The sequence below is a fragment of the Roseobacter sp. TSBP12 genome (genome assembly GCF_009129705.1).
GTDB classification, from domain to species: Bacteria; Pseudomonadota; Alphaproteobacteria; order Rhodobacterales; family Rhodobacteraceae; genus Celeribacter; species Celeribacter baekdonensis_A.
On sequence record NZ_PYIB01000026.1, the window covers coordinates 199,764 to 219,018 of the forward strand.

General features: G+C 58.2%; 19 protein-coding genes and 1 pseudogene. 6 read left to right on the forward strand and 14 right to left on the reverse strand.

Annotated features, from left to right (window positions below; all coding sequences use genetic code 11):
- Positions 1–43: 43 nt before the first annotated feature.
- From C8029_RS07860 to C8029_RS07870, 3 genes are read right to left on the reverse strand one after another with little or no spacing between them, the layout of a single operon-like run.
- Positions 44–691 (reverse strand): HAD family hydrolase, encoded by a 648-nt coding sequence (locus tag C8029_RS07860; RefSeq protein WP_009569991.1) that lies wholly within the window; start codon positions 689–691, stop codon positions 44–46.
- A complete protein-coding gene (rsmD, locus tag C8029_RS07865) occupies positions 688–1,248 on the reverse strand; it encodes a 16S rRNA (guanine(966)-N(2))-methyltransferase RsmD (protein ID WP_009569990.1) in 561 nt (186 codons plus the stop codon). The genes C8029_RS07860 and rsmD overlap by 4 nt, the downstream gene beginning before the upstream one ends.
- A complete protein-coding gene (locus tag C8029_RS07870; RefSeq protein ID WP_009569989.1) occupies positions 1,248–2,453 on the reverse strand; it encodes an NAD(P)/FAD-dependent oxidoreductase in 1,206 nt (401 codons plus the stop codon). The genes rsmD and C8029_RS07870 overlap by 1 nt, the downstream gene beginning before the upstream one ends.
- 89 nt (positions 2,454–2,542) lie before the next feature.
- Here C8029_RS07870 and C8029_RS07875 point away from each other — a divergent pair, with 89 nt between their 5' ends.
- Positions 2,543–3,031, forward strand: a complete 489-nt coding sequence (locus tag C8029_RS07875) for a peroxiredoxin (protein ID WP_009569988.1) — start codon at positions 2,543–2,545, stop codon at positions 3,029–3,031.
- A gap of 39 nt (positions 3,032–3,070) precedes the next feature.
- Here the strand turns inward: C8029_RS07875 and C8029_RS07880 are convergent, their stop codons facing one another.
- The 7 genes from C8029_RS07880 to C8029_RS07910 all read right to left on the reverse strand — a co-directional run bounded on the left by C8029_RS07880 (position 3,071) and on the right by C8029_RS07910 (position 9,786).
- On the reverse strand, positions 3,071–3,919 hold the full coding sequence (locus C8029_RS07880; RefSeq protein ID WP_009569987.1) for a mechanosensitive ion channel family protein: 849 nt from the start codon (positions 3,917–3,919) through the stop codon (positions 3,071–3,073).
- Positions 3,912–4,214 carry a 4a-hydroxytetrahydrobiopterin dehydratase gene (locus C8029_RS07885; RefSeq protein ID WP_009569986.1) on the reverse strand — a complete coding sequence of 101 codons (303 nt, stop codon included), beginning with the start codon at positions 4,212–4,214 and terminating at the stop codon, positions 3,912–3,914. Before C8029_RS07885 ends, C8029_RS07880 begins: the two co-directional genes overlap by 8 nt.
- Positions 4,207–5,385, reverse strand: coding sequence for a GNAT family N-acetyltransferase (locus C8029_RS07890; protein ID WP_009569985.1), 1,179 nt, complete (start codon positions 5,383–5,385; stop codon positions 4,207–4,209). Before C8029_RS07890 ends, C8029_RS07885 begins: the two co-directional genes overlap by 8 nt.
- A gap of 48 nt (positions 5,386–5,433) precedes the next feature.
- On the reverse strand, positions 5,434–6,192 hold the full coding sequence (locus C8029_RS07895) for a glycerophosphodiester phosphodiesterase family protein (RefSeq protein ID WP_009569984.1): 759 nt from the start codon (positions 6,190–6,192) through the stop codon (positions 5,434–5,436).
- Positions 6,192–6,656: a RidA family protein gene (locus tag C8029_RS07900; RefSeq protein ID WP_009569983.1), complete on the reverse strand. Its 465-nt coding sequence runs from the start codon at positions 6,654–6,656 to the stop codon at positions 6,192–6,194. The genes C8029_RS07895 and C8029_RS07900 overlap by 1 nt, the downstream gene beginning before the upstream one ends.
- A gap of 86 nt (positions 6,657–6,742) precedes the next feature.
- Positions 6,743–8,050, reverse strand: coding sequence for an HlyD family type I secretion periplasmic adaptor subunit (locus tag C8029_RS07905; protein ID WP_009569982.1), 1,308 nt, complete (start codon positions 8,048–8,050; stop codon positions 6,743–6,745).
- A complete protein-coding gene (locus C8029_RS07910) occupies positions 8,047–9,786 on the reverse strand; it encodes a type I secretion system permease/ATPase (protein ID WP_152002661.1) in 1,740 nt (579 codons plus the stop codon). Before C8029_RS07910 ends, C8029_RS07905 begins: the two co-directional genes overlap by 4 nt.
- Positions 9,787–9,975: 189 nt before the next feature.
- On the opposite strand from C8029_RS07910, the gene C8029_RS07915 reads away from it, so the two are divergent.
- Both C8029_RS07915 and C8029_RS07920 read left to right on the forward strand, forming a co-directional pair.
- Positions 9,976–10,737, forward strand: coding sequence for an MlaA family lipoprotein (locus C8029_RS07915; RefSeq protein WP_009569980.1), 762 nt, complete (start codon positions 9,976–9,978; stop codon positions 10,735–10,737).
- On the forward strand, positions 10,730–11,326 hold the full coding sequence (locus C8029_RS07920) for an MlaC/ttg2D family ABC transporter substrate-binding protein (protein ID WP_009569979.1): 597 nt from the start codon (positions 10,730–10,732) through the stop codon (positions 11,324–11,326). Before C8029_RS07915 ends, C8029_RS07920 begins: the two co-directional genes overlap by 8 nt.
- Positions 11,327–11,389: 63 nt before the next feature.
- Here C8029_RS07920 and C8029_RS07925 read toward each other — a convergent pair whose 3' ends face one another.
- Positions 11,390–13,585: a transglycosylase domain-containing protein gene (locus C8029_RS07925; RefSeq protein WP_152002662.1), complete on the reverse strand. Its 2,196-nt coding sequence runs from the start codon at positions 13,583–13,585 to the stop codon at positions 11,390–11,392.
- 272 nt (positions 13,586–13,857) lie between these two features.
- Between C8029_RS07925 and C8029_RS07930 the strand changes: the two genes are divergently transcribed.
- The 3 genes from C8029_RS07930 (at position 13,858) to C8029_RS07940 (ending at position 16,478) form a co-directional block, all read left to right on the forward strand.
- The gene (locus C8029_RS07930) at positions 13,858–14,196 is read left to right on the forward strand and encodes a P-II family nitrogen regulator (protein ID WP_009569977.1); all 339 of its coding nucleotides are present in this window, start codon (positions 13,858–13,860) and stop codon (positions 14,194–14,196) included.
- Between the two features lie 35 nt (positions 14,197–14,231).
- On the forward strand, positions 14,232–15,560 hold the full coding sequence (gene amt, locus C8029_RS07935) for an ammonium transporter AmtB (RefSeq protein WP_009569976.1): 1,329 nt from the start codon (positions 14,232–14,234) through the stop codon (positions 15,558–15,560).
- Positions 15,561–15,716: 156 nt separating this feature from the next.
- Complete coding sequence (locus tag C8029_RS07940) at positions 15,717–16,478, forward strand: lysozyme family protein (RefSeq protein ID WP_152002663.1); 762 nt, start codon at positions 15,717–15,719, stop codon at positions 16,476–16,478.
- Positions 16,479–16,529: 51 nt separating this feature from the next.
- Here the strand turns inward: C8029_RS07940 and C8029_RS07945 are convergent, their stop codons facing one another.
- The 3 genes and pseudogenes from C8029_RS07945 to sseA all read right to left on the reverse strand — a co-directional run bounded on the left by C8029_RS07945 (position 16,530) and on the right by sseA (position 19,125).
- The gene (locus C8029_RS07945; RefSeq protein WP_009569974.1) at positions 16,530–16,910 is read right to left on the reverse strand and encodes a rhodanese-like domain-containing protein; all 381 of its coding nucleotides are present in this window, start codon (positions 16,908–16,910) and stop codon (positions 16,530–16,532) included.
- 177 nt (positions 16,911–17,087) lie between these two features.
- The gene (locus C8029_RS07950; RefSeq protein ID WP_009569973.1) at positions 17,088–18,272 is read right to left on the reverse strand and encodes an amino acid aminotransferase; all 1,185 of its coding nucleotides are present in this window, start codon (positions 18,270–18,272) and stop codon (positions 17,088–17,090) included.
- Positions 18,272–19,125 (reverse strand): annotated as a pseudogene (gene sseA / locus C8029_RS07955) (3-mercaptopyruvate sulfurtransferase). The gene C8029_RS07950 and the pseudogene sseA overlap by 1 nt, the downstream one beginning before the upstream one ends.
- Positions 19,126–19,255 lie beyond the last annotated feature (130 nt).

Genomic DNA, 19,255 nt, shown 5'->3' on the forward strand with positions numbered 1-19,255 from the left:
AACTGGGCTGCCTTTTGGGGTGGCCCTTTCATGTTTGCATGGGTCACAAGCCGAGGCGGCGTGGCAGATCGTGCATATCTGAAAGGTGTTCGGCCCCCTCAGAGACCAACCGCGCGCCATCGCGGTGCGGATCAAAGCCGAAACACCGCATTCCTGCCCGACGTGCGGCAATGCAGCCCGACGGGCTATCGTCCACAACCACACAGGCCTCCGGCGCAACACCCATAGTCTCTGCGGCGATCAAAAACAGGCCTGGCTCGGGTTTGGCGACACCATGAGTGTGAGCCGAATGAATGCGCCCCTTGAGGCGGGCAAACACCGCCGGATGCGCGCCCAAAGTGACGTCCATCTTTTCCATCGGACCGTTGGAGCCGACGCAATAGGGGATGGCCGCCTGATCAAGCGCGTCAAAGGCGGCTTCGATGCCGGGGATGAGTGGCACGCCAGTGGACAACATGTCATAAATTCGGGGATAGACCTCGGTTTCCCAATGCGGGGGCAGCGTGGCCCCTGCGGCGCGGGCGCGTTCGGCCACGGTTTTCATCGTACCGCCAACATATTTGGTTTCCAACTCATGCAAGGTGATGTCGAGCCCATAGCGGGCGAACTCATCGCGCAAAAAGTCCAAAAGCGGCGGCTCGCTGTCAACGATCACACCGTCACAGTCGAAAATTACAAGGTTCGGGATCATTTTGGCTCCAGGATGTTGATTTTGGTCTCGCCATATTTGCGCTGATCCAAAAGGGTCAGCGCCTCTGGGATGATGATGTCCGCACTGTCTTCCCACACAATCAAGGCGCGTGGCGTGAGCCAGCCTCCGGTGATCGCGGCGGCCATGGCCTTTTCGCCCAGAGCCTTGCCATAGGGCGGATCGAGAAAGATCAGATCATAGGGCGCATCTGGATTGGCGGGCAAACGTGTGGCGTCCACCCGCATCAGCGTGGTGCGATCTGTGGCTTTGCACAGGGTGATGTTTTGCATCACAAGGCTCTGCGCTTTGCGTCCGTCATCGACAAAAGTCACATGGTCCGCCCCGCGTGACAGCGCCTCAAGTCCCAAAGCCCCGGTGCCCGCAAACAGATCAAGCACCCGCGCTTCCACAATGGGATCATCGTATTTTCCGCCCATCAGCACGTTAAAAAGACTTTCGCGCACCCGGTCCGTTGTGGGTCGCAAATGCGCACCCACATCGCCTTTGCCAACGGCGGCCAATGTCAGCCCACGAAACTCTCCTGCGATGATCCGCATCAGCTGCGCATCAGCGCTTTGAGGTCAGTTGCAGGATCAGCCACCAAAGCCGGATCGGCAGATTTGCCCGCCTCGATCAGCCGCTTGGCCACCATATAGCCGCGCGGATCGTTCATCGCATCAATCGCAATCAACGCACCCTCTTTGTAGTACCAATGCGAGCGCGTGGTTTCTGTTTCGCGGATCACCACCTGATCATGGCCGGTGGACAGCCCGGCGATTTGCAGTTTGACATCAAATTGATCCGACCAGAACCACGGTTTCGGCGTGTAGTCCACCGCTTGGCCCAACATGTTTTTGGCCACAACAGCGCCTTGATCAATCGCGTTGCCCACGCTTTCAAGCCGCATCTGATGGCCCATATGTGGAAAGGAGGCGCAATCGCCCGCGGCGAAAATATCCGGGTTGGAGGTGCAGCTATGGCGGTCCGTCATGATGCCGTTGTCCAGCACCAGCCCAGCCAGCTCCGCCAGTTGCGTATTGGGGGTGATGCCGACGCCGACAATGACAAAATCCACGTCCAGCGTGGTGCCATCGGTCAATTTCGCGGCGTTCACGCGGGTGTCACCGACAAGGGTTTCGAGGCCCACACCTTCGCGTAGGTCAACGCCATGGCTTTGATGTAGAGCGCGGAAATAATCGGAGGTCTCTTTCGAGGCAACGCGTTGCAAAATCCGGTCGGACATTTCCACGAGTGTGACCTTCAGCCCCTTTTTCGCCGCGACGGCTGCGGCCTCAAGCCCGATGTACCCACCGCCCACGATCAACACCGACGCGCCCTCTTTGAACTCGGGTTCAATCGCATCGGCATCGGCCAGCGTGCGCATGGTGTAGACGCCTTGCAATGTCCCGCCGATGGAGGCGGGCAAAACCCGCGGTGCGGAGCCGGTGGCCAGTGCGAGCTTGTCATAGGAGAGGTGTTCGCCATCGACAGTGATGGTTTTCGCCGCCGGATCGAGGGCGGTGACGGACGCACCCATGCGCAAATCAATGGTCTCATCGGCATAGTAACTCAGCGGGCGCAGATACAAACGATCCAAATCCATATCGCCCAAGAGGTAGGCCTTTGACAGCGGCGGACGCTGATAGGGGGGCACGGGTTCGTCGCCGATCAACGTAATTTTACCGTCAAATCCCTGACCGCGTAGGGTGGTGACGATGCTTTGCCCGGCCTGTCCGGCGCCGACGACGATAAAATGGCTCATGCGTGCTCCTTTTGCGCTTTCGACTGGTCTGAAAACGCCCTGACCCTATATCGTGAAGAGATCAAATGACAACGCGAAGAGGATCAAGAATGACAATTTCTGTTGGAGACACGCTTCCAGACGGAACCGTGCTTGAGTTGGGGGCAGAAGGACCGGCCTCCGTCGATCTGGCCGCCAAATTCAAAGGCCGCAACGTGGTGCTTTTCGGCCTGCCGGGCGCTTATACGGGTGTGTGCACCACCGCTCATGTCCCAAGTTTCATCCGCACCAAAGACGCCTTCGCGGCCAAGGGTGTGGATGAGGTGATCTGTGTGTCCGTGAACGACCCGTTTGTGATGGGCGCATGGGCCAAGGACACCGGCGCGGATGAGGCCGGGTTGTCAATGTTGGGGGATGCAGAGGGTACGTTTATCAAGGCATTGGGTCTTGATTTCACCGCTCCGCCTGCGGGCCTGTTCGGACGTTCGAAACGCTTTGCGCTGTATGCAGAAGACGGTGTGGTGAAAGTGCTGCAAGTCGAGGAAAGCCCGGGGAATTGCACGATTTCGGCCGGTGAATCGCTTTTGGAAGCGATCTAACAAAAGACGCCCGGGGATGCATTTCCCCGGGCGTTTTATTTATTCGGCGGCGTTGACCAAAGTGCGCGTCGGGAAAGGAATGTCCACGCCCGCCTCATCCAGCGCTTCTTTCACCTGACGTTTCATGTCGGCCTGATATTGAAAGAAATCACTGGATTTCACCCACACACGGACCAGAAAATCGACCGAGAAATCGCCCAGATTGTTGACCTGAATAAACGGCTCAGGCTCGGGCATTGAGCGCGGATCGGACATGATCACTTTGCGAATGACCTCTTCGGCGGTTTTGAGATTGGCGCCGTAACCCACCCCAAACGTCCATTCGGCGCGCCGGGTTTGGTTGGTGGAAAAGTTGGTGATGATGTTGCCCCAGACCTGAGAGTTGGGGACGATGACCTGAACGTTGGACAGATCGGCCAGTTCAGTAAAGTTCAGCGAGATGTCTTTGACAGTGCCCATTTTGCCCGCAACATCAACAAAATCGCCGATTTTAAACGGGCGAAACAGGATGATCATCACACCGGCGGCAACATTCGACAGGGTGCCCTGCAACGCCAAACCAATGGCCAGACCCGCGGCACCGATGACGGCGACGATGGAGGTGGTTTGGACGCCAAAGGTGTTGAGAACGATCAGCGCGGTAAAGGCCAGAATGACGTAGCGGGCGATATTTCCGAGGAAATTGAACAGAGTGTTGTCGAGTTTCTGATACTTGGACCCGATACCGCGAATGCGCCGCGCGACCCATCCGGCAATGAGCATACCAATGGCCAAAAGAAACAACGCACCAAGGATGGACCCGCCAACCCCAAGCAGAAACTCAAGCGACAGATAGTCCCCGACCGTCTGTCCATTATAAATTGGATAGTTCAAAATCTGTTCAATCATCTGCGGCCACCTTGTCCATTTTTCTTGCGAGTTTGATGTCTTTCTCGGTCAATCCACCTGCGTCATGGGTGGACAGGATCACCTCGACCGAGCGATAGACATTGGTCCATTCCGGGTGGTGATCCATTTTTTCCGCAATCAACGCGACGCGGGTCATAAAACCGAACGCTTCGATGAAATTGACGAAGGTGAAGCGTTTTGAAATCGCAGTGCCGCCTTCGGTCTCGGCCCATCCTGTGGCCAAAAGCGGCGCAAGGGCCTCGGTGCGGGATGCGTCTGAGAGCAGTTCAGTCATGATCGTCCTCTCTGTCTGTGCGTTTAAATGGACCGTATGAGGTGAGAAATTCGGTTTCCTCGTCTACCGCGGCTCGTTCGGCTACAAGGTAATCGTCAACCGCGCGGGCAAAGCCCGGATCAGCTATCCAATGCAGCGAATGGGTGGTGTTGGGGAGATACCCGCGCGCCAGCTTATGTTCGCCCTGCGCCCCCGCCTCGACCCGCGACAGGCCATGGGCGATGGCGTAGTCGATGGCCTGATAATAGCAAATCTCGAAATGCAGGCAGGGGTGATGTTCTGTGCAGCCCCAGTAGCGACCATAGAGGCGATCTTTGCCAATGAAATTCAGCGCGCCTGCGATGGGCCGCCCCTGAGCCAGAGCCAAAACCATCAAAACATCGTCACGCATGGTGGTGTGTATATGGTCAAAAAAGGCGCGGGTCAGATAGGGTGAGCCCCATTTGCGCGCGCCCGTGTCCTGATAAAAGGTCCAAAACGCGTCCCAATGGTGTGGCTCAATCTGGTCGCCGGTCAGTTGCACAATCTCGCCGCCAAAGCCCTGCGCCTGCGCCCGTTCCTTGCGGATGTTTTTGCGCTTGCGCGAGGACAGCGCGTCCAAGAAGGCGTCAAAATCGGTATATCCGGCATTGTCCCAATGAAACTGTTGCCCGGTGCGATGCATCAGGCCCATGGCTTTGCCCGCTTCAACCTCGCCTTCGGTACAAAAGGTGATGTGCACTGACGAGAGTTGGTTTTGCGCCGCGACTTCGACAGCGCCTTGGACCAGCGCCGCTTGGCCGATCTCCTCAAACCCCGGACGGGTCAAAAGCCGCCGGCCAGTGACCGGGGTAAAGGGCACCGCGATTTGCAGTTTGGGATAATAGTCGCCACCGGCGCGCTCATAGGCCTGCGCCCAGGCGTGATCAAACACATATTCGCCCTGACTGTGAGTCTTGGCATAGATCGGTGCCACGGCGATCACGTCACCTGCCGCTTTGGCAATCAGATAACGCGGAAACCACCCCGTGCCCGGACCAACAGAGCCGGAGCGTTCCAGGGCCAAAAGAAACCGATGGGTGACAAAAGGATCATCGGGTCGCTCGTCCGATGGATTGGCACAGGCATCCCAATCTTCACGTGCGATCTCAGTGATCGTCGTGCTCACGTTGATCTCGATCTGATCTGTCACGCCCGGCTCTCCAACATCGCTATAGAACTGGGGCTTAGCCGCGATGCGTCAAGTCGGAACATAGCCTTCAAAGGTGATATTATCTGCGATCTGCCGGGCTTGCGCCTCTTCTTCGGGCGATTTGATCGTCCAGCACAGGATATGCGCGCCCGCTGTTTTCAGTTCACGTACGCGCGGTGCGGTCAGGTCGGACCATTGATGCGATATGAAAGACGCCCCCACCCGGTCAAAATCAACAATTCCGCGCAGGGCTGGACGCAACGCCGATGGGATCATACCGGCTTCACCATTGGTCCAGTCACAGGTGGTCAGGCCGCGCGGCAGATGCGGGCAGACTTCGGCCAATGCGGCCACGGAATGCGGGTTAAAGGACATCAAGGCGACCGGGCCGTCATAGGTGGATAGGGCGGCGGTGGCGGCGCGTTCAAGCGCGCCAACGTTCGGCCCCATCGCCCCGTCCTGATCCTTTACCTCAATCAAAAGCGGCACCCGCCCGGCGACATGTTCCAAAACGCGGGCCAGAGGCGGAATGCCAATTTCCCCGGTCTTGAACCGCACATTCGCCAGGTCATCCGCCTTGCGTAGCGCAAAAGCCCCCGCGTCCAGCGTCAACCGGCTCAAGGCATAGTCGTGAAACACCATGGCCACCCCGTCGGCGGACAGTTGCAGGTCAATCTCTATGGCAAACCCGCCCGCGATGGCGGCGTCAATCGCGGCAAAATTGTTTTCGGCGCGGGTGATGTTGCCATCATGCAGGGCGCGGTGAGCGATCGGAGCGCCCAAAAAGGCGGCTGGCAGGTCTGGCATCAATTCAGCTCGAAAATGGCCTCGATCTCAACCGCGACGCCCAAAGGCAGACTGGCGGCGGAGACGGCGGAGCGGGCATGGCGACCCGCCTCGCCCAAGACAGCGACCATAAGATCGGAGGCACCGTTGACGACTTTAGGTTGCTCGGTGAACTCAGGTGTCGAATTGACGAAGCCCACGAGTTTCACCAGCCGTTTGATTTTGGAAAAATCCCCGCCGACGGCGGCATTGGCTTGGGCCAAAAGCGCCAAAGCACAGGTCTGAGCCGCGGCCGCGCCCTCCGCCGTGGTCATGTCCGCGCCCAATTTTCCAAGGATCAACCCGTCCGGCCCATTGGAAATCTGGCCGGAGATAAACAACTGTGCACCGCTTTGCACATAGGGCACGTAGTTGGCAGCAGGTGCAGGGGCATCGGGCAGAGTCAGGTCGAGGTCGGCAAGTTTGGCCATGAGGTCGATGGACATAGAAGGCTTCCTTTGTGTCAGTGTCGCATTTTAGAGGCGACATGTTTGGGTCGACTTGGGGAGGTCGAATTTTGGTCTTGGTACGCTCAATCTTCGCGGAACGCACGGATGAAATAATCGGCCAGTGGTTTGGTCAGATAGGCCAAAGGCGACCGTTCGCCAGTGGACATATAGGCTTCCACCGGCATGCCGGGAATAAGGACCGAGCCTTTCGGCAGTCGGGCGCGCTCCTCCTCCGTGATATTGATGTCGACGCTGTAGTAGCTGGCGCGGGTCGCCTCGTCGATAAAGGCATCGGGTGACACGCGTGTGACCGTGCCCAGTAGTTCGGGCGTGGTACGGCGATCAAAGGTTGAAAACCGCAGGCGCACGGGTTGGCCGGGATAGACCCGATCCACATGCATCGGGCTGATTTTGGCGGTGATGATGAGTGGGCGGTCTTGCGGCACGATATAAAGCACGGGGGTCGCGGGCGACACCACGGCGCCGGGACCAAAGACTTTGAGCCCATAGACCACACCAGAGACGGGCGCGCGCAGGTCAAGCCGGTCAAGCTTGGACGTCAGGCCGCGCACCTGTTCGCGCAACCGCCCAACAGAGGCCTGAATGTCGCGCAACTCGGTGATGGCGGCCTCCCGCCGATCGGAACCCGCCTTGAGAATTTGCAGGTCAATTTCGGTGATTTGGACCTGCGCTTGCGCCTGTGCGGTTTCCAGTTCGCCGATGTCGGCGGCCAATTGCACCGTGTCGCGGCGCAGGGCGATCACCCGGCTTTGTTGGGTCAGACCGCGGGTGAGCAAATCGGCCTGTGCGGTCAGGTCCTCTTGCAGCAACGCGGCCTCTTCGGAGAGGGCCGATTTTTGCGCCTCCAAGCCGCGGATTTGGACCTCGATCAGGCTGCGCTTTTTGTCAAGCTGACTGACCTCGGCCCGCGCCGTGAGTTGGCGCGCGGCGAACAAATCCCGTTGACCTTCCACGGCGCGCGCGACCTGTGGGTCGGTTTCCATACGGGCGATGAGCGCCTTAGAGAGGGCGATCTCAGTGGCCCCGTCGCGCTCCGCTTCGAGGCGGGCGTTGCGGGTCAACAATTCAAAAAGTTGGGTTTCGAGCACGGCGATTTCGTTGACATATTCATCGGAGGACAGTTCGAGCAATAGATCGCCCGCCGCTACTTGCGTGCCTTCTGTAACATGCACGGCGGCCACTTCGCCGCCATCGCGGTGCGCCACAGCTTGACGGTTTTGTTCGACCTGAACCTGACCGGCGGCGACCACCGCCCCATCAATCCGCGCCAGAAACGTCCACCCGCCAAAGCCGCCGATCAGCAGGGCAACAAAAAACAGACCGATCCAGACCGCGCGGCGGGCAGACCATTTTTGATCGGGCGGTGTCATTGAATGCCCCCTTGGCCAGCGTTTTTGCGCAGGATGTCTTTGGAGTTTTTGACCATTTCGGTGAGCACCGCGTCACGCGGTCCAAAGGCGCGGCGCAACCCGCCATCGAGCACCAAAAGCTTTTCACATTCCTGAATGGCCGAGGGGCGGTGGGCCATGATCAACACGGCTCCGCCTTCGGCCTTGTGGCGGCGGATTGCTGCGTTGAGCGCCAAAGAGCCATCATTGTCGAGGTTCGAGTTGGGTTCATCCAGGATCACGATCACCGGATTGCCGTAAAAGGCCCGTGCCAAGCCGATGCGTTGCAACTGGCCACCCGACAACAGCCCGCCAGCAGAGGCGACTTGCGTGTCATAACCCTCAGGCAGCGATAGGATCAAATTATGCGCGTCGGCTTTTTGGGCGGCGAGCACCACGGCCTCCGCATCCGGGCTGAGGGCGAGTTTGGCGATGTTTTCCGCGATGGTGCCGTCGAACAATTGCACCTGTTGCGGCAAGTAGCCGATGTAGGAGCCGAGAACCTCAGGCGCATAATGCGACAGTTTCGCGCCATCCAGACGCAGCGATCCGGTGTTGGGGGGCCAGACCCCCGTCAACGCGCGCGCAAGGGTCGATTTGCCTGCCCCCGAAGGCCCAATCACGCCAAGGGCTTCGCCGGGCAAAAGGCCAAAACTGATGCTCCGCAGCGAGGCTTGGGTTTGGCCCGGCGGTACGATGGTGAGGTTTTGCACCGTCAACGCGGCCATGGGGCGGGGCAATTCTGTGCGCTCGGGCAGGGGCGGGTAGGCGCCCAACAGTTCAGAGAGATCAGCCCAAGCACGTTGGGCATGTTGCACGAGATTCCATTGGCCGATCAAAATGTCGATCGGTTGCAACGCGCGTCCCAACAAGATCGAACTGGCGATCATCGCGCCCGAAGACACGTCTTTTTGCAGCACAAGCCACGCGCCAAGCGCCAGCATGGCCGATTGTAAAAACAGCCGTAGCGCGCGGGAGGCGGCGGTAAACCCATGGGTGGTATCTTCGCTGGTCACAGAGCGGGCCAGAGCGGCACCACGCGCCCGCATCCAGCGGCGATAGGCGGCCTCTTGCATCCCCAGTGCCTGAAGGGCTTCGGCGGCGGTGGTCATCCGGCTGGCCATTTGTGCGGCCTCTGTTTCGGACTGAAGGGCAGCGCCCTGTGCCGGTTTGGCAATGGCGCGATGCAGTAAGGCGAGAGCGACCAAAACCGCGCCGCCGCCGACGGCCAACATGCCGAGGTAGGGGTGAAACAACCCGATGCCAAAAAGAAACACCGGGGTGAATGGCAGATCGTAGAGGGCAGAAAACGCGGGCGAGCCGAAAAAGCGGCGCAGGGCCGCGAGATTGTCCATGGCGCGCGATTGGCTTTTGTCACGCGGCTTGCGAGCGGCGCGCGACATCGCGGCATGAAACACTCGGGTTTCGAGATCAGATTGGAACCGCGCGGCAATCCGCGACAGGACGCGGCCGCGAATGCCATCAAGCAGGCCCATCATCAGATAGAGAAAGGCGACAATGACGAAAAGCGCGACCAACGTGGCCTCAGAGCCCGAGCCCAAAACGCGGTCATAGACTTGGAGCATGAACAACGGGCCGGTGAGCATCAACAGGTTGACGCAGACGGAAAACACCCCTGTGGCCCAAAAGAGACCCCGGGAGCGGCGGCGGACCGAGGCGAGTTCATGTTGGCCTTGGCGGGTTTGGTCTTGCGTCATAGGGGAGTCATTTGCTCAATTTACGTCAATCTGCCGATTTTGAGTGCTTTATCGCCGGTCTGGCGCCACCACCTGTTGAATCTTTGTCACATCTCGATAACACAAACAGTGTTAACATTGGGCTTTCGCCGCAAGACGATTATGTGGCGGGTATAGCGTTCTCATTTGGGGCTGTCACCAGATCAATCCATGATAAAATTCAACTTATTCCGTCTGTCACCCGTTTTGATTGTTGCCTTTTTGGCCGGGTGTTCCGCCCCAAACAGCACGGGCGGGATCAATGATCCCTATGAGGAAACCAACCGCAGTTGGCATGACACCAACGTGGCGTTGGACCGTGCGGTGATCAAACCGGTTTCAACGGCCTATGGCACAGTGGTGCCAGACCCGTTGCGCAAAGGCTTGGCGAATGTGTCTGACACGCTGTCAATTCCGGGCACGGTGGTCAACGACGTGTTGCAGGTGCAATTGGGCGATGCCGTTCACAATACGGCGCGCTTTTTGGTCAACGCAACCGTAGGGATCGCGGGTCTGTTTGATCCGGCGACCAGTATGGGGCTTGAACCGCGCGACAGTGATTTTGGCGAAACCCTGCATCGCTGGGGTGTGGGCGAGGGGGCTTATGTTGTGCTCCCGGTCTATGGTCCGTCGACCGAACGCGACGCTTTGGGTTTGGTTGTCGATATCGCGCTGGACCCGATTGGGCATGTGTTTGGCACACCTGAAAGCAGCTATAAAACCGGGCTGAAAGTCGCGAAACTGGCCGATACACGCTATCGTTATTCGGACCTTTACGAGTCCCTCGTGTATGACAGCGCCGATGGCTATGCACAGATGCGCCTGACCTATCTCGACAATCGCCACTACGCGCTTGGGACTCCGATCGGAGCAAGCGATAGCGCCGAAGGTCAGGCCACACCCTACGACATTTATGAGGATTTCTATGAGTAACTTCGCGCGTAACTTTGGGCTGTCCCGCCGGGCGCTTATAACCTCTATGGCGGCCGTTGCCGCTTTTCCAACGGCCGGGTTTGCTTTTTCAGAAAGTCAGGCAGAGGCGCTGATCGACAAGGTCGTGAGCGACATCAACGCCATTATCAACTCGGGCAAATCCGAGGCGGCGATGTATGTTGATTTCGAACGCACTTTGGTGCGCTATGCCGATATGCCAAACATCTCGCGCTCGGTGGTCGGCCCGCCGGCGCGCTCGGCATCTGCGGCGCAAATGGCGGCGTTCACCAAAGCGTTTCAAACCTATATCGCCCGCAAATATGGCTCGCGCTTCCGTGAATTCATTGGTGGCAAGATCGAGGTCAACACCACGCAAAAGATCAATTCGATCTATGACGTGCGCTGCACCGCGATTTTGAAAGGCGAGCCGCCCTTTGCGATTTCCTTTATTGTGGCCGATAAATCCGGCAAATTCATCGATCTGACCATCGAGGGGATTTCTTTGTTGAAATCCGAACGCGCGGAAATTGGGGCGATGCTTGATAAGGTCGGTGGCAATATTGACAAGCTGACGGCCTCTTTGGCCTAAAGCGCCTCAACTCACTCTGAAAAGCGCGCCCTGTTTGGCGCGCTTTGCTTATTTCGAAACGCTTTAGTTATTCCCGCCCCCAAAGATCGCCCCCAGCAGATCAAGCAACACATTGTCGGCCTTGTCGCCAGAGCGGCTGTTGGACGACGTCGTGTTGCCCGGAAACTGCGGATTGACCCTGGGCGGGGCGGCGGGGCGGATCATCGGCAGGGGTTTCGGTTCAAGCCCCTCTTGCACCTTTTCCATCGTCTTTTGCCAGATTTCGGCCGGAAGACCGCCGCCTGTGACCCCGGTCAAAGGCGTGTTGTCATCATAGCCCATCCAGACCCCCGCGACATAATCGGCGGTAAAGCCCATAAACCATGCATCGCGCGCCGCCTGTGTCGTGCCGGTTTTGCCCGCCACTTCGACACCCGGAATTTGTGCGCGCGTGCCAGTGCCGGATTGGACCGCGTTATACATCATGTAGATCAGCTCTTGTGCCGATTCGGGGGTGATCACCCGCTCGCCAAGACCGCCATCCTGTCCCATCAACGGCGTGTTGTCACCTTTCAGGCGCAGGGATTTGAGGCCATAGGGCGTCACAGAAGAGCCGCCGTTGAGGATGCCGGCATAAGCCCCCGTCATTTCCAAAAGCGTGGTTTCAGAGACGCCAAGCGCCAAAGCGGGGCCTTGCGCCAGATCGCTTTCGATGCCGAACATTTCGGCCACGGTGCGCACGTTTTCCAATCCCGCATCCATCGCGAGTTTCACCGCCGGGATGTTGTAGCTGTGGCGCAGCGCGTCGGTCAGCGTCACGGTGCCGTGGAATTTGCGGTCATAGTTCTGCGGCGACCAAGGCCCGGAACCGGGGCTGTTAATTGTGAGAGGCTCGTCGACGATCGGGCTGTCGTATGACCATCCCATGTCCAGCGCCGTGGCATAGACGAAGGGTTTGAACGAGGAGCCGGGTTGGCGTTTGGCCTGAGTCGCGCGGTTGAACGCACCCGAGACCTTGAGCTTGCGTCCGCCCACCATGGCGCGCACGGCTCCGTCTGCGGACATGACGACAATCGCGGCTTGGGCTTTGGAGCCTTCGCTCACCTTGTTTTCAAACACCCAAGTCAGCGCGTCTTCCGCCGCTGTTTGGATGCGTTGGTCGAGCGTGGTGTCGATCACCACGTCTTCTGTGGTGTCGCGGGTCAAAAAGTCCGGGCCCGCCCCCATCACCCAATCGGCAAAATATCCGCCCGCGCGTTTTTCGGCGGTGTCAGACAGCTCGGCTGGATGGGCCTTGGCATAGGCGCGTTCGTCATCGGTGATGTAGCCCTGTTGGTTCATCAGCAACAACACGATGCCCGCGCGATCCTGAGACCGTTCTAAATTGCTGGTGGGTGCATAGCGGGACGGTGCCGTCAAAAGCCCCGCCAGCATGGCGGATTCTGCAATGTTCACCTCGGCTGCGGATTTGCCAAAGTAGCGCTGTGCAGCGGCTTCGAACCCGTTGGCACCGGCGCCCAAATAAGCACGGTTCATGTAGATAGAAAGGATTTCATCCTTGGAATAGCGCACTTCCATCGCAAGCGCATAGACAGCCTCTTTGATCTTGCGCGTCAAAGACCCCTGACGGCAATCGGCTTCGTATTCCGTCTGATTTTTCCACGTTTTGGGATCATAAGGCACCCCAAGGCACAAAAGCTTGGCTGTCTGTTGCGTCAGCGTTGAGCCGCCGTGGCCGGACAAGGCGCTACGGTTTTCGGACAGGTTGATCTTGATCGCCGAGGCAATCCCGCGCGGGGAGACGCCGAAATGCTTGTAAAATCTGCGGTCCTCAGTGGCGACAATGGCCTCTTTGAGATCGGGCGACACCGTGTCGGCGGTGATCTGGCCGCCGAATTGTTCGCCGCGCCAGGCAAAGACCGAGCCATTGCGGTCCAAAAGCGTGACTGAGCCGCGCGCGCGCCCGTCCAAAAGATCAGAAAATGGCGGCAGGGTTGTGTAGATGTAAAACACCGCGATCCCAAGCACGAGCGCGCCGATCAGCGCCACCCGCGATGTCACGATCCAAATCAGACGGAACACCCATCCGAACAGCCCACCAAACAGGCGCATGAACAAAGAGGAGGGGGGCTTTCGGGCCGGTCTGCGCGATCTTGCGGATTTAGACGCTTTGGCCTTTTGAGGCGCAGTCTTTTTTGCCTGTGCCTTTGGAGCCTGCTTTTTCGCAGGATAGCGGCGCTCCGCGACAAGTTTACTCTTGCCCCGTCTGGGTTCGGTCATGGGCTTTGCTCGATCATTGCCGTTTTTGATTATGGGACAGCTTACAGAGAGCTTGCCGGAATGTTGAGGGGAAACGAGTCGCTGCGATGGCTTTATTTTCTGCCTAAAAAATGGTCTCGTCGCACAAAATGTATAATTTTTGTGCAGAAGTGCCCTGAAAACACGCAGTGCCAACGATGCCTTTCCTTGTGAAGGACCTCCTAACGTCGTTTTGCTTCATGCGTGGCCCTCCCTGCAGAGGAGGTCACCCGCTCAAACGGAAGGGGAAAAACGTGAAACTCATTATTGCTGCAATCAAGCCGTTTAAGCTTGAAGAAGTCCGTGAAGCGCTGACGGGTATTGGCGTTCGGGGCATGATGGTGACCGAGATCAAAGGCTTCGGCTCGCAGTCTGGTCACACCGAAATCTATCGCGGCGCAGAATATGCCGTGAATTTTGTGCCGAAGGTGAAACTTGAGATCGTCGTGGGTGATGCCATGGCCGAGCAGGTTGTCGAAACCATCGCATCCACTGCCAAAACCGACAAGATCGGCGATGGCAAGATTTTTGTTCTCGACGTGGAAGGCGCAACACGCGTCCGTACCGGCGAAACCAACGACGACGCGATCTAAGTCGCGCTACCCGAGACGAAAGGGACTTGAAACACATGAAACTCACCAAACTCATTCCGGCCTCTGCGGTGGCGACTTTGCTTCCGCTTGTGGCTTTTGCGCAGGATGCCGAAGTGGCGGTACCTGGCTTTGACGAAATCGGCCCGTACATCATGACCACGCTGCTGTTCCTCATTGGCGGTTTCCTCGTCATGTGGATGGCTGCGGGTTTTGCGATGTTGGAGGCGGGCCTCGTGCGCTCCAAAAACGTGACCACGCAGTTGTTGAAAAACGTTGTGTTGTTTTCCATCGCGGCCGTCATGTACTGGCTCATCGGCTATTCGCTGATGTATCCGGGCGACGCCTGGATCATTCCGGGTTTCCTCGGTGCTGTTGGCAGCGCCACAATGGAGCCGGTTGGCTTGGCTGTGGCAGATGCCGATTTGGGCTATGCCTCTGTCGCATCTGACTTTTTCTTTCAGTTGATGTTCTGTGCGACCACCGCGTCCATCGTGTCCGGTACTTTGGCTGAGCGCATCAAAATCTGGCCGTTCTTTATCTTTGTTGTCGTTCTGACCGGTTTCTTCTACCCGATCGAAGCTTCCTGGCAGTGGGGCGGCGGGTTCCTCTCCGAAATGGGTTTCTCCGACTTCGCTGGGTCCACCTTGGTACACTCTGCTGGTGGCTGGGCTGCTTTGGCTGGCGCGTTGGTCCTTGGCCCGCGTATCGGCAAATACAAAGACGGCAAAGTCACTGCGTTCCCGGGGTCCAATCTGGCACTCGCTACCTTGGGTACGTTCATCCTGTGGCTCGGTTGGTTCGGCTTTAACGGTGGCTCGCAGCTTGCTGCTGGTACTGTTGGCGACATCACCGACGTTGGCCGTATCTTTGTGAACACCAACATGGCCGCTGCTGCGGGTTCCATCGCGGCACTGATCTTGACGCAAATCATCTACGGCAAAATCGACCTCACCATGGTGCTCAACGGTGCGCTGGCTGGCCTTGTGTCCATCACCGCTGAACCGCTTGCTCCGTCGCTTTTCATGTCCCTGATCATCGGTGGCATCGGCGGTATCATCGTGGTCTTCGCTGTGCCGTTCCTCGACAAGCTGAAAATCGACGACGTTGTTGGCGCCATCCCGGTTCACCTGCTCTGCGGTATCTGGGGCACCATCGCGGTTCCGTTGACCAACGCTGACACCTCCTTTGGCACTCAGCTTGTCGGTATCGTGTCCATCGGCGCCTTCACCTTCGTGGTCTCCCTGGTGCTCTGGCTCGTTCTCAAGGCTTTCGGTGGCATCCGCGTCTCCGAAGAAGCCGAGATCACTGGCCTCGACAAAGCTGAGCTTGGCATGGAAGCCTACCCCGAGTTCTACAAAGGCTAAGCACCTTTAGCAGATCAAACAGATTGGCCCCGGCGCGAAAGTGCCGGGGCTTTTTCTTGTTTTGGCGTTCGCTTTGATGCGTCTAAACCGAATCTAAACCAGTTTTCCCTATCCCTTGTCAGGCCTTCTCAAAGGAGGCCAGCCGATGAGGATGATATGTTTCGCAAGAATTGCGTTTGGCGTTTTGTGCCCCGTTTTGTGATGTCTGTGGTGATGCTCGCGAGCTTCGGGATGCGTGGCCATGCAGAGCCTCAATCCCTGTTTGCGGATCGTGCGCCTTTGATCGGAGTGACCCCGCAGTCGCTGCTGCCCGTCTCTCTTGGTCAAGACCCCGCCTTCGGGCCAAGCCTCTTTGTGGGGCGTGTGTCCGGGAGCTTGTTTGATCCCGCCCCGCCACGCCTGCCTGCCACGCCGACGATCTCAGTGCCCAACGATGAATCTGGGTATCTTGCGGTGATCCGCAACGTCATTGGCCGCGCCGAATCGCGGCGCGACGGCTATGATGCGATCCAACTTGCGGCCAAGGTTTTGCCGCGCAAACGCCCAACCCAGATGACTCTGGGTGAGATTTTCGCATGGATTGACGCCACGCCGGGCCAGCCCCATGCCATTGGTCGCTATCAATTTATTCCCAAAACACTGGCCCGCCTTGTCACCGAATTGGATTTGGGGCCGGAGGTGGTCTTTACCCCCGCCGTTCAGGATCGTTTGTCCGACATGTTGTTGAGGGAGGCGGGGCTTTATGAGGCGAGGCGGGGGCAAATCCCACGACGCGAATTTATGAACAATCTGGCCAAAATCTGGGCCGGGCTGCCGACCTCGACGGGAAAATCTCATTACCATGGCTATGCGGGCAATAAGGCGACAATGAGCTGGGCCGAATTTGACCGCGAAATGGCGCGCATTTTCGCCGGTTAAACACAAAAGGGCACCCCGCAGGATGCCCCATGCACTCGTTCAAAGGTGCAGTTACTTCGCCGCAACTCTCATTGGTGCGCCAGAGGCCATGTCGGTGCCCATATAGGCCTTGCCCGCAGCCTTCCAGCCGCCAAAGCCACCTTCCATATGTGCGATCGGCGTGATCCCCGCCTTGGCGCAGGCCGTAGCGACACGCGCCGAGCGCACGCCGGAGCCACAATGGAACACGATCCGTTTGCCGTCTTGGCTCGGGAGTTTGTCGGCGGCGAAAAACGACATCGGAAACAACAGCGCGCCTTCGATATGCTCAAACATATATTCTTGCGGTGTGCGCACGTCGATCAGGACGATGTCATTGGCGTCAAAGGCCTTTTGCACCTCCTCCACGGTCCAAGTTTCAAAAGCCACGCCGTCTACAGTTTCGGTTTTCATGCTGAGTCCTTTGGAAGGGAGAATTGAACAGTCTGGTATATAGATAGGTGTGATTATGATCTTTGAAAGTGTGTCCAGTGTGACAGTTCGCAATCGGCTCTGCGGGGCCGACCCACGAAAAAAAGAGCGCCCCCGCAGGCGCGCTCTTGGATGTCGTATCGCGATCAGGCCCGCGGATTATTTGCAGATCTTCGCCACAGCCGCCGCCAGAATCGGCACCGTTTCGGCGTTCAACCCGGCGATGTTCAAACGCGAATCCCCGACCATGTAGATGCCGTAGTCTTCGCGCAGTTTCAAAACCTCTTCGGGTGTCGCCCCGATGCGGGAGAACATGCCGCGGTGTTTGGCGATGAAGTCGAACCGATCCGAATTGGTCAGACGGCGCAGTTCATCGGCGAGTTGCGTGCGCAGCCCCAACATGCCCAAACGGACCTCTTCAAGTTCCGCCATCCAATCGGCTTTCAACGCCGCATCACCCAAGATCATCGTCACCAACCGCGCGCCGTGATCGGGCGGGAAGGAATAGTTTTGACGGTTGAGAAAGTTCAACGTGCCTTGGGTCACGGCGGTCTGTTCGGCCTTCTCGGAGATTGCCATGAGACAGCCGGTGCGCTCGCGGTAAATCCCGAAGTTTTTCGAACAGCTCGACGCGATCAGCATTTCCGGCAGTTTTGCGGCCAAAAGACGGGTCGCTGCGGCGTCTTCTTCAAGACCGTCGCCAAAGCCTTGGTAAGCAATATCGACCAGCGCCATCGCGCCTTTCTCAAGGATCAAGTCGGCCACCAGATCGAATTGTTCGAGCGTCAAATTGGCGCCGGTTGGGTTGTGACAGCAGCCATGCAACAACACCACGTCGCCGGATTTCACCTCTTTGAGGCTCTCCATCATCGCGTCGAAATCGACGGTGCAATTGGCCTCGTCGAAATAGGCGTAGGACTTGTTGGTCAGCCCCATGAATTTGATGATCGACACATGGTTCGGCCAGGTCGGGTTCGAGGTCCAGATGGTCACATCCGGGTTCACCAGTTTCGCCAATTCAAACGCTTGGCGGATCGCGCCGGTGCCGCCCGGCGTCGCAATCGCGCCGACGCGGGCGTGATCGACGCTGTCCGCCAAAACCAGCGTTTTCATCGCCGCACCAAAGGCCGGATCGCCAGACAGGGCGGTGTATTTTTTGGTGGTCTCGACGTCCCAAAGCTGCTTTTCGGCGGCTTTGATCGCCCGCATCACCGGGGTTTCGCCATCGGCGTTTTTATAAATGCCAACGCCAAGGTCGATTTTAGTGTCGCGCGGATCGTCGCGATACAGCGCCATCAGTTCGAGGATTTTATCCGCAGGTTGCGGTTTCAGAGTGCTCAGCATTACGCTTCTCCAGTTGCGACACGCAGGTCGCCGTACATGCCCCATTCTGCCCAAGAGCCGTCATAAAGCGAGAAAGTCGCCCCAAGACGGGTGAGCGCGAGGCCCAAAATGGCGGCGGTTATCCCCGACCCACAGGTGGTGATCGCCGGTTTAGCAAGATCGACCCCCGCGCCCATGAACACCGCACGAAGATCGTCCGTGGATTTCAACGTGCCTGCGGGGTCAAAAGCTCCTGAAAGGGCACGTTGCGGGAATTCGGAATATGGCCGGAGCGCAGACCGGGCCGGGGCTCAGGGGCCTCGCCTTTGAACCGTGCGGCAGAGCGCGCATCAATGATCGTGTAATCGCCCAGCTTCGAGGAGGCCGCGACCTGTGTCACGTCGCGCAGCAGTTCGGGTCGAATCTCGGTGATCATATGGCGGTCGCGGATGGTCGGCGGCTCGGCCGTCACGGGATGGCCCTCGGCCTTCCATTTCGGCAACCCGCCATCAAGCACGGCCACATTGTCTTGGCCGAAATATTTGAACATCCACCACACGCGCGGCGCGGAAAACACGCCTGCGGTGTCATAAACCACAACCTGATGACCATCACCGATGCCAAGCTCGCGCATCCGGGACATGAATTTTTCAACGGGCGGTAGCATATGCGGCAGATCAGAGCGCAGGTCCGCGACCTCATCGACATCGACAAACCGGGCGCCGGGGATGTGCTCGGCCTCATATTCGGACCGGCAATCGCGATTATCGGCGGGCATGTACCAGCTTGCGTCAATAAGACGAAGTTCGGGCGCCTTAAGATGCTCGGCAAGCCACTCTGTGGAAACTAGGGTTTTTGGATCACTGTCGGGCATGGTGCGACCTTTTTGGGGTGACGTCTTCTGCCATACAGGCCCAGTTGGGACCATGCAAGCGATGTACCCGGCTGGTCCGCATGTGGACATAAAAAAAGGGGGCACAAGGCCCCCAAGGTCAGTTTGACCT

What these genes read in the sequence shown, in the direction of transcription:
- amt (WP_009569976.1), top strand. Translation starts at nt 14,232, where the DNA reads ATGAAACTCACCAAACTCATTCCGGCCTCTGCGGTGGCGACTTTGCTT.
- C8029_RS07925 (WP_152002662.1), bottom strand. Translation starts at nt 13,585, where the DNA reads ATGACCGAACCCAGACGGGGCAAGAGTAAACTTGTCGCGGAGCGCCGC.
- C8029_RS07900 (WP_009569983.1), bottom strand. Translation starts at nt 6,656, where the DNA reads ATGTCCATCGACCTCATGGCCAAACTTGCCGACCTCGACCTGACTCTG.
- rsmD (WP_009569990.1), bottom strand. Translation starts at nt 1,248, where the DNA reads ATGCGGATCATCGCAGGAGAGTTTCGTGGGCTGACATTGGCCGCCGTT.
- C8029_RS07860 (WP_009569991.1), bottom strand. Translation starts at nt 691, where the DNA reads ATGATCCCGAACCTTGTAATTTTCGACTGTGACGGTGTGATCGTTGAC.
- C8029_RS07910 (WP_152002661.1), bottom strand. Translation starts at nt 9,786, where the DNA reads ATGACGCAAGACCAAACCCGCCAAGGCCAACATGAACTCGCCTCGGTC.
- C8029_RS07875 (WP_009569988.1), top strand. Translation starts at nt 2,543, where the DNA reads ATGACAATTTCTGTTGGAGACACGCTTCCAGACGGAACCGTGCTTGAG.
- C8029_RS07895 (WP_009569984.1), bottom strand. Translation starts at nt 6,192, where the DNA reads ATGCCAGACCTGCCAGCCGCCTTTTTGGGCGCTCCGATCGCTCACCGC.
- C8029_RS07920 (WP_009569979.1), top strand. Translation starts at nt 10,730, where the DNA reads ATGAGTAACTTCGCGCGTAACTTTGGGCTGTCCCGCCGGGCGCTTATA.
- C8029_RS07885 (WP_009569986.1), bottom strand. Translation starts at nt 4,214, where the DNA reads ATGACTGAACTGCTCTCAGACGCATCCCGCACCGAGGCCCTTGCGCCG.
- C8029_RS07915 (WP_009569980.1), top strand. Translation starts at nt 9,976, where the DNA reads ATGATAAAATTCAACTTATTCCGTCTGTCACCCGTTTTGATTGTTGCC.
- C8029_RS07905 (WP_009569982.1), bottom strand. Translation starts at nt 8,050, where the DNA reads ATGACACCGCCCGATCAAAAATGGTCTGCCCGCCGCGCGGTCTGGATC.
- C8029_RS07945 (WP_009569974.1), bottom strand. Translation starts at nt 16,910, where the DNA reads ATGAAAACCGAAACTGTAGACGGCGTGGCTTTTGAAACTTGGACCGTG.
- C8029_RS07940 (WP_152002663.1), top strand. Translation starts at nt 15,717, where the DNA reads ATGTTTCGCAAGAATTGCGTTTGGCGTTTTGTGCCCCGTTTTGTGATG.
- C8029_RS07880 (WP_009569987.1), bottom strand. Translation starts at nt 3,919, where the DNA reads ATGATTGAACAGATTTTGAACTATCCAATTTATAATGGACAGACGGTC.
- C8029_RS07950 (WP_009569973.1), bottom strand. Translation starts at nt 18,272, where the DNA reads ATGCTGAGCACTCTGAAACCGCAACCTGCGGATAAAATCCTCGAACTG.
- C8029_RS07870 (WP_009569989.1), bottom strand. Translation starts at nt 2,453, where the DNA reads ATGAGCCATTTTATCGTCGTCGGCGCCGGACAGGCCGGGCAAAGCATC.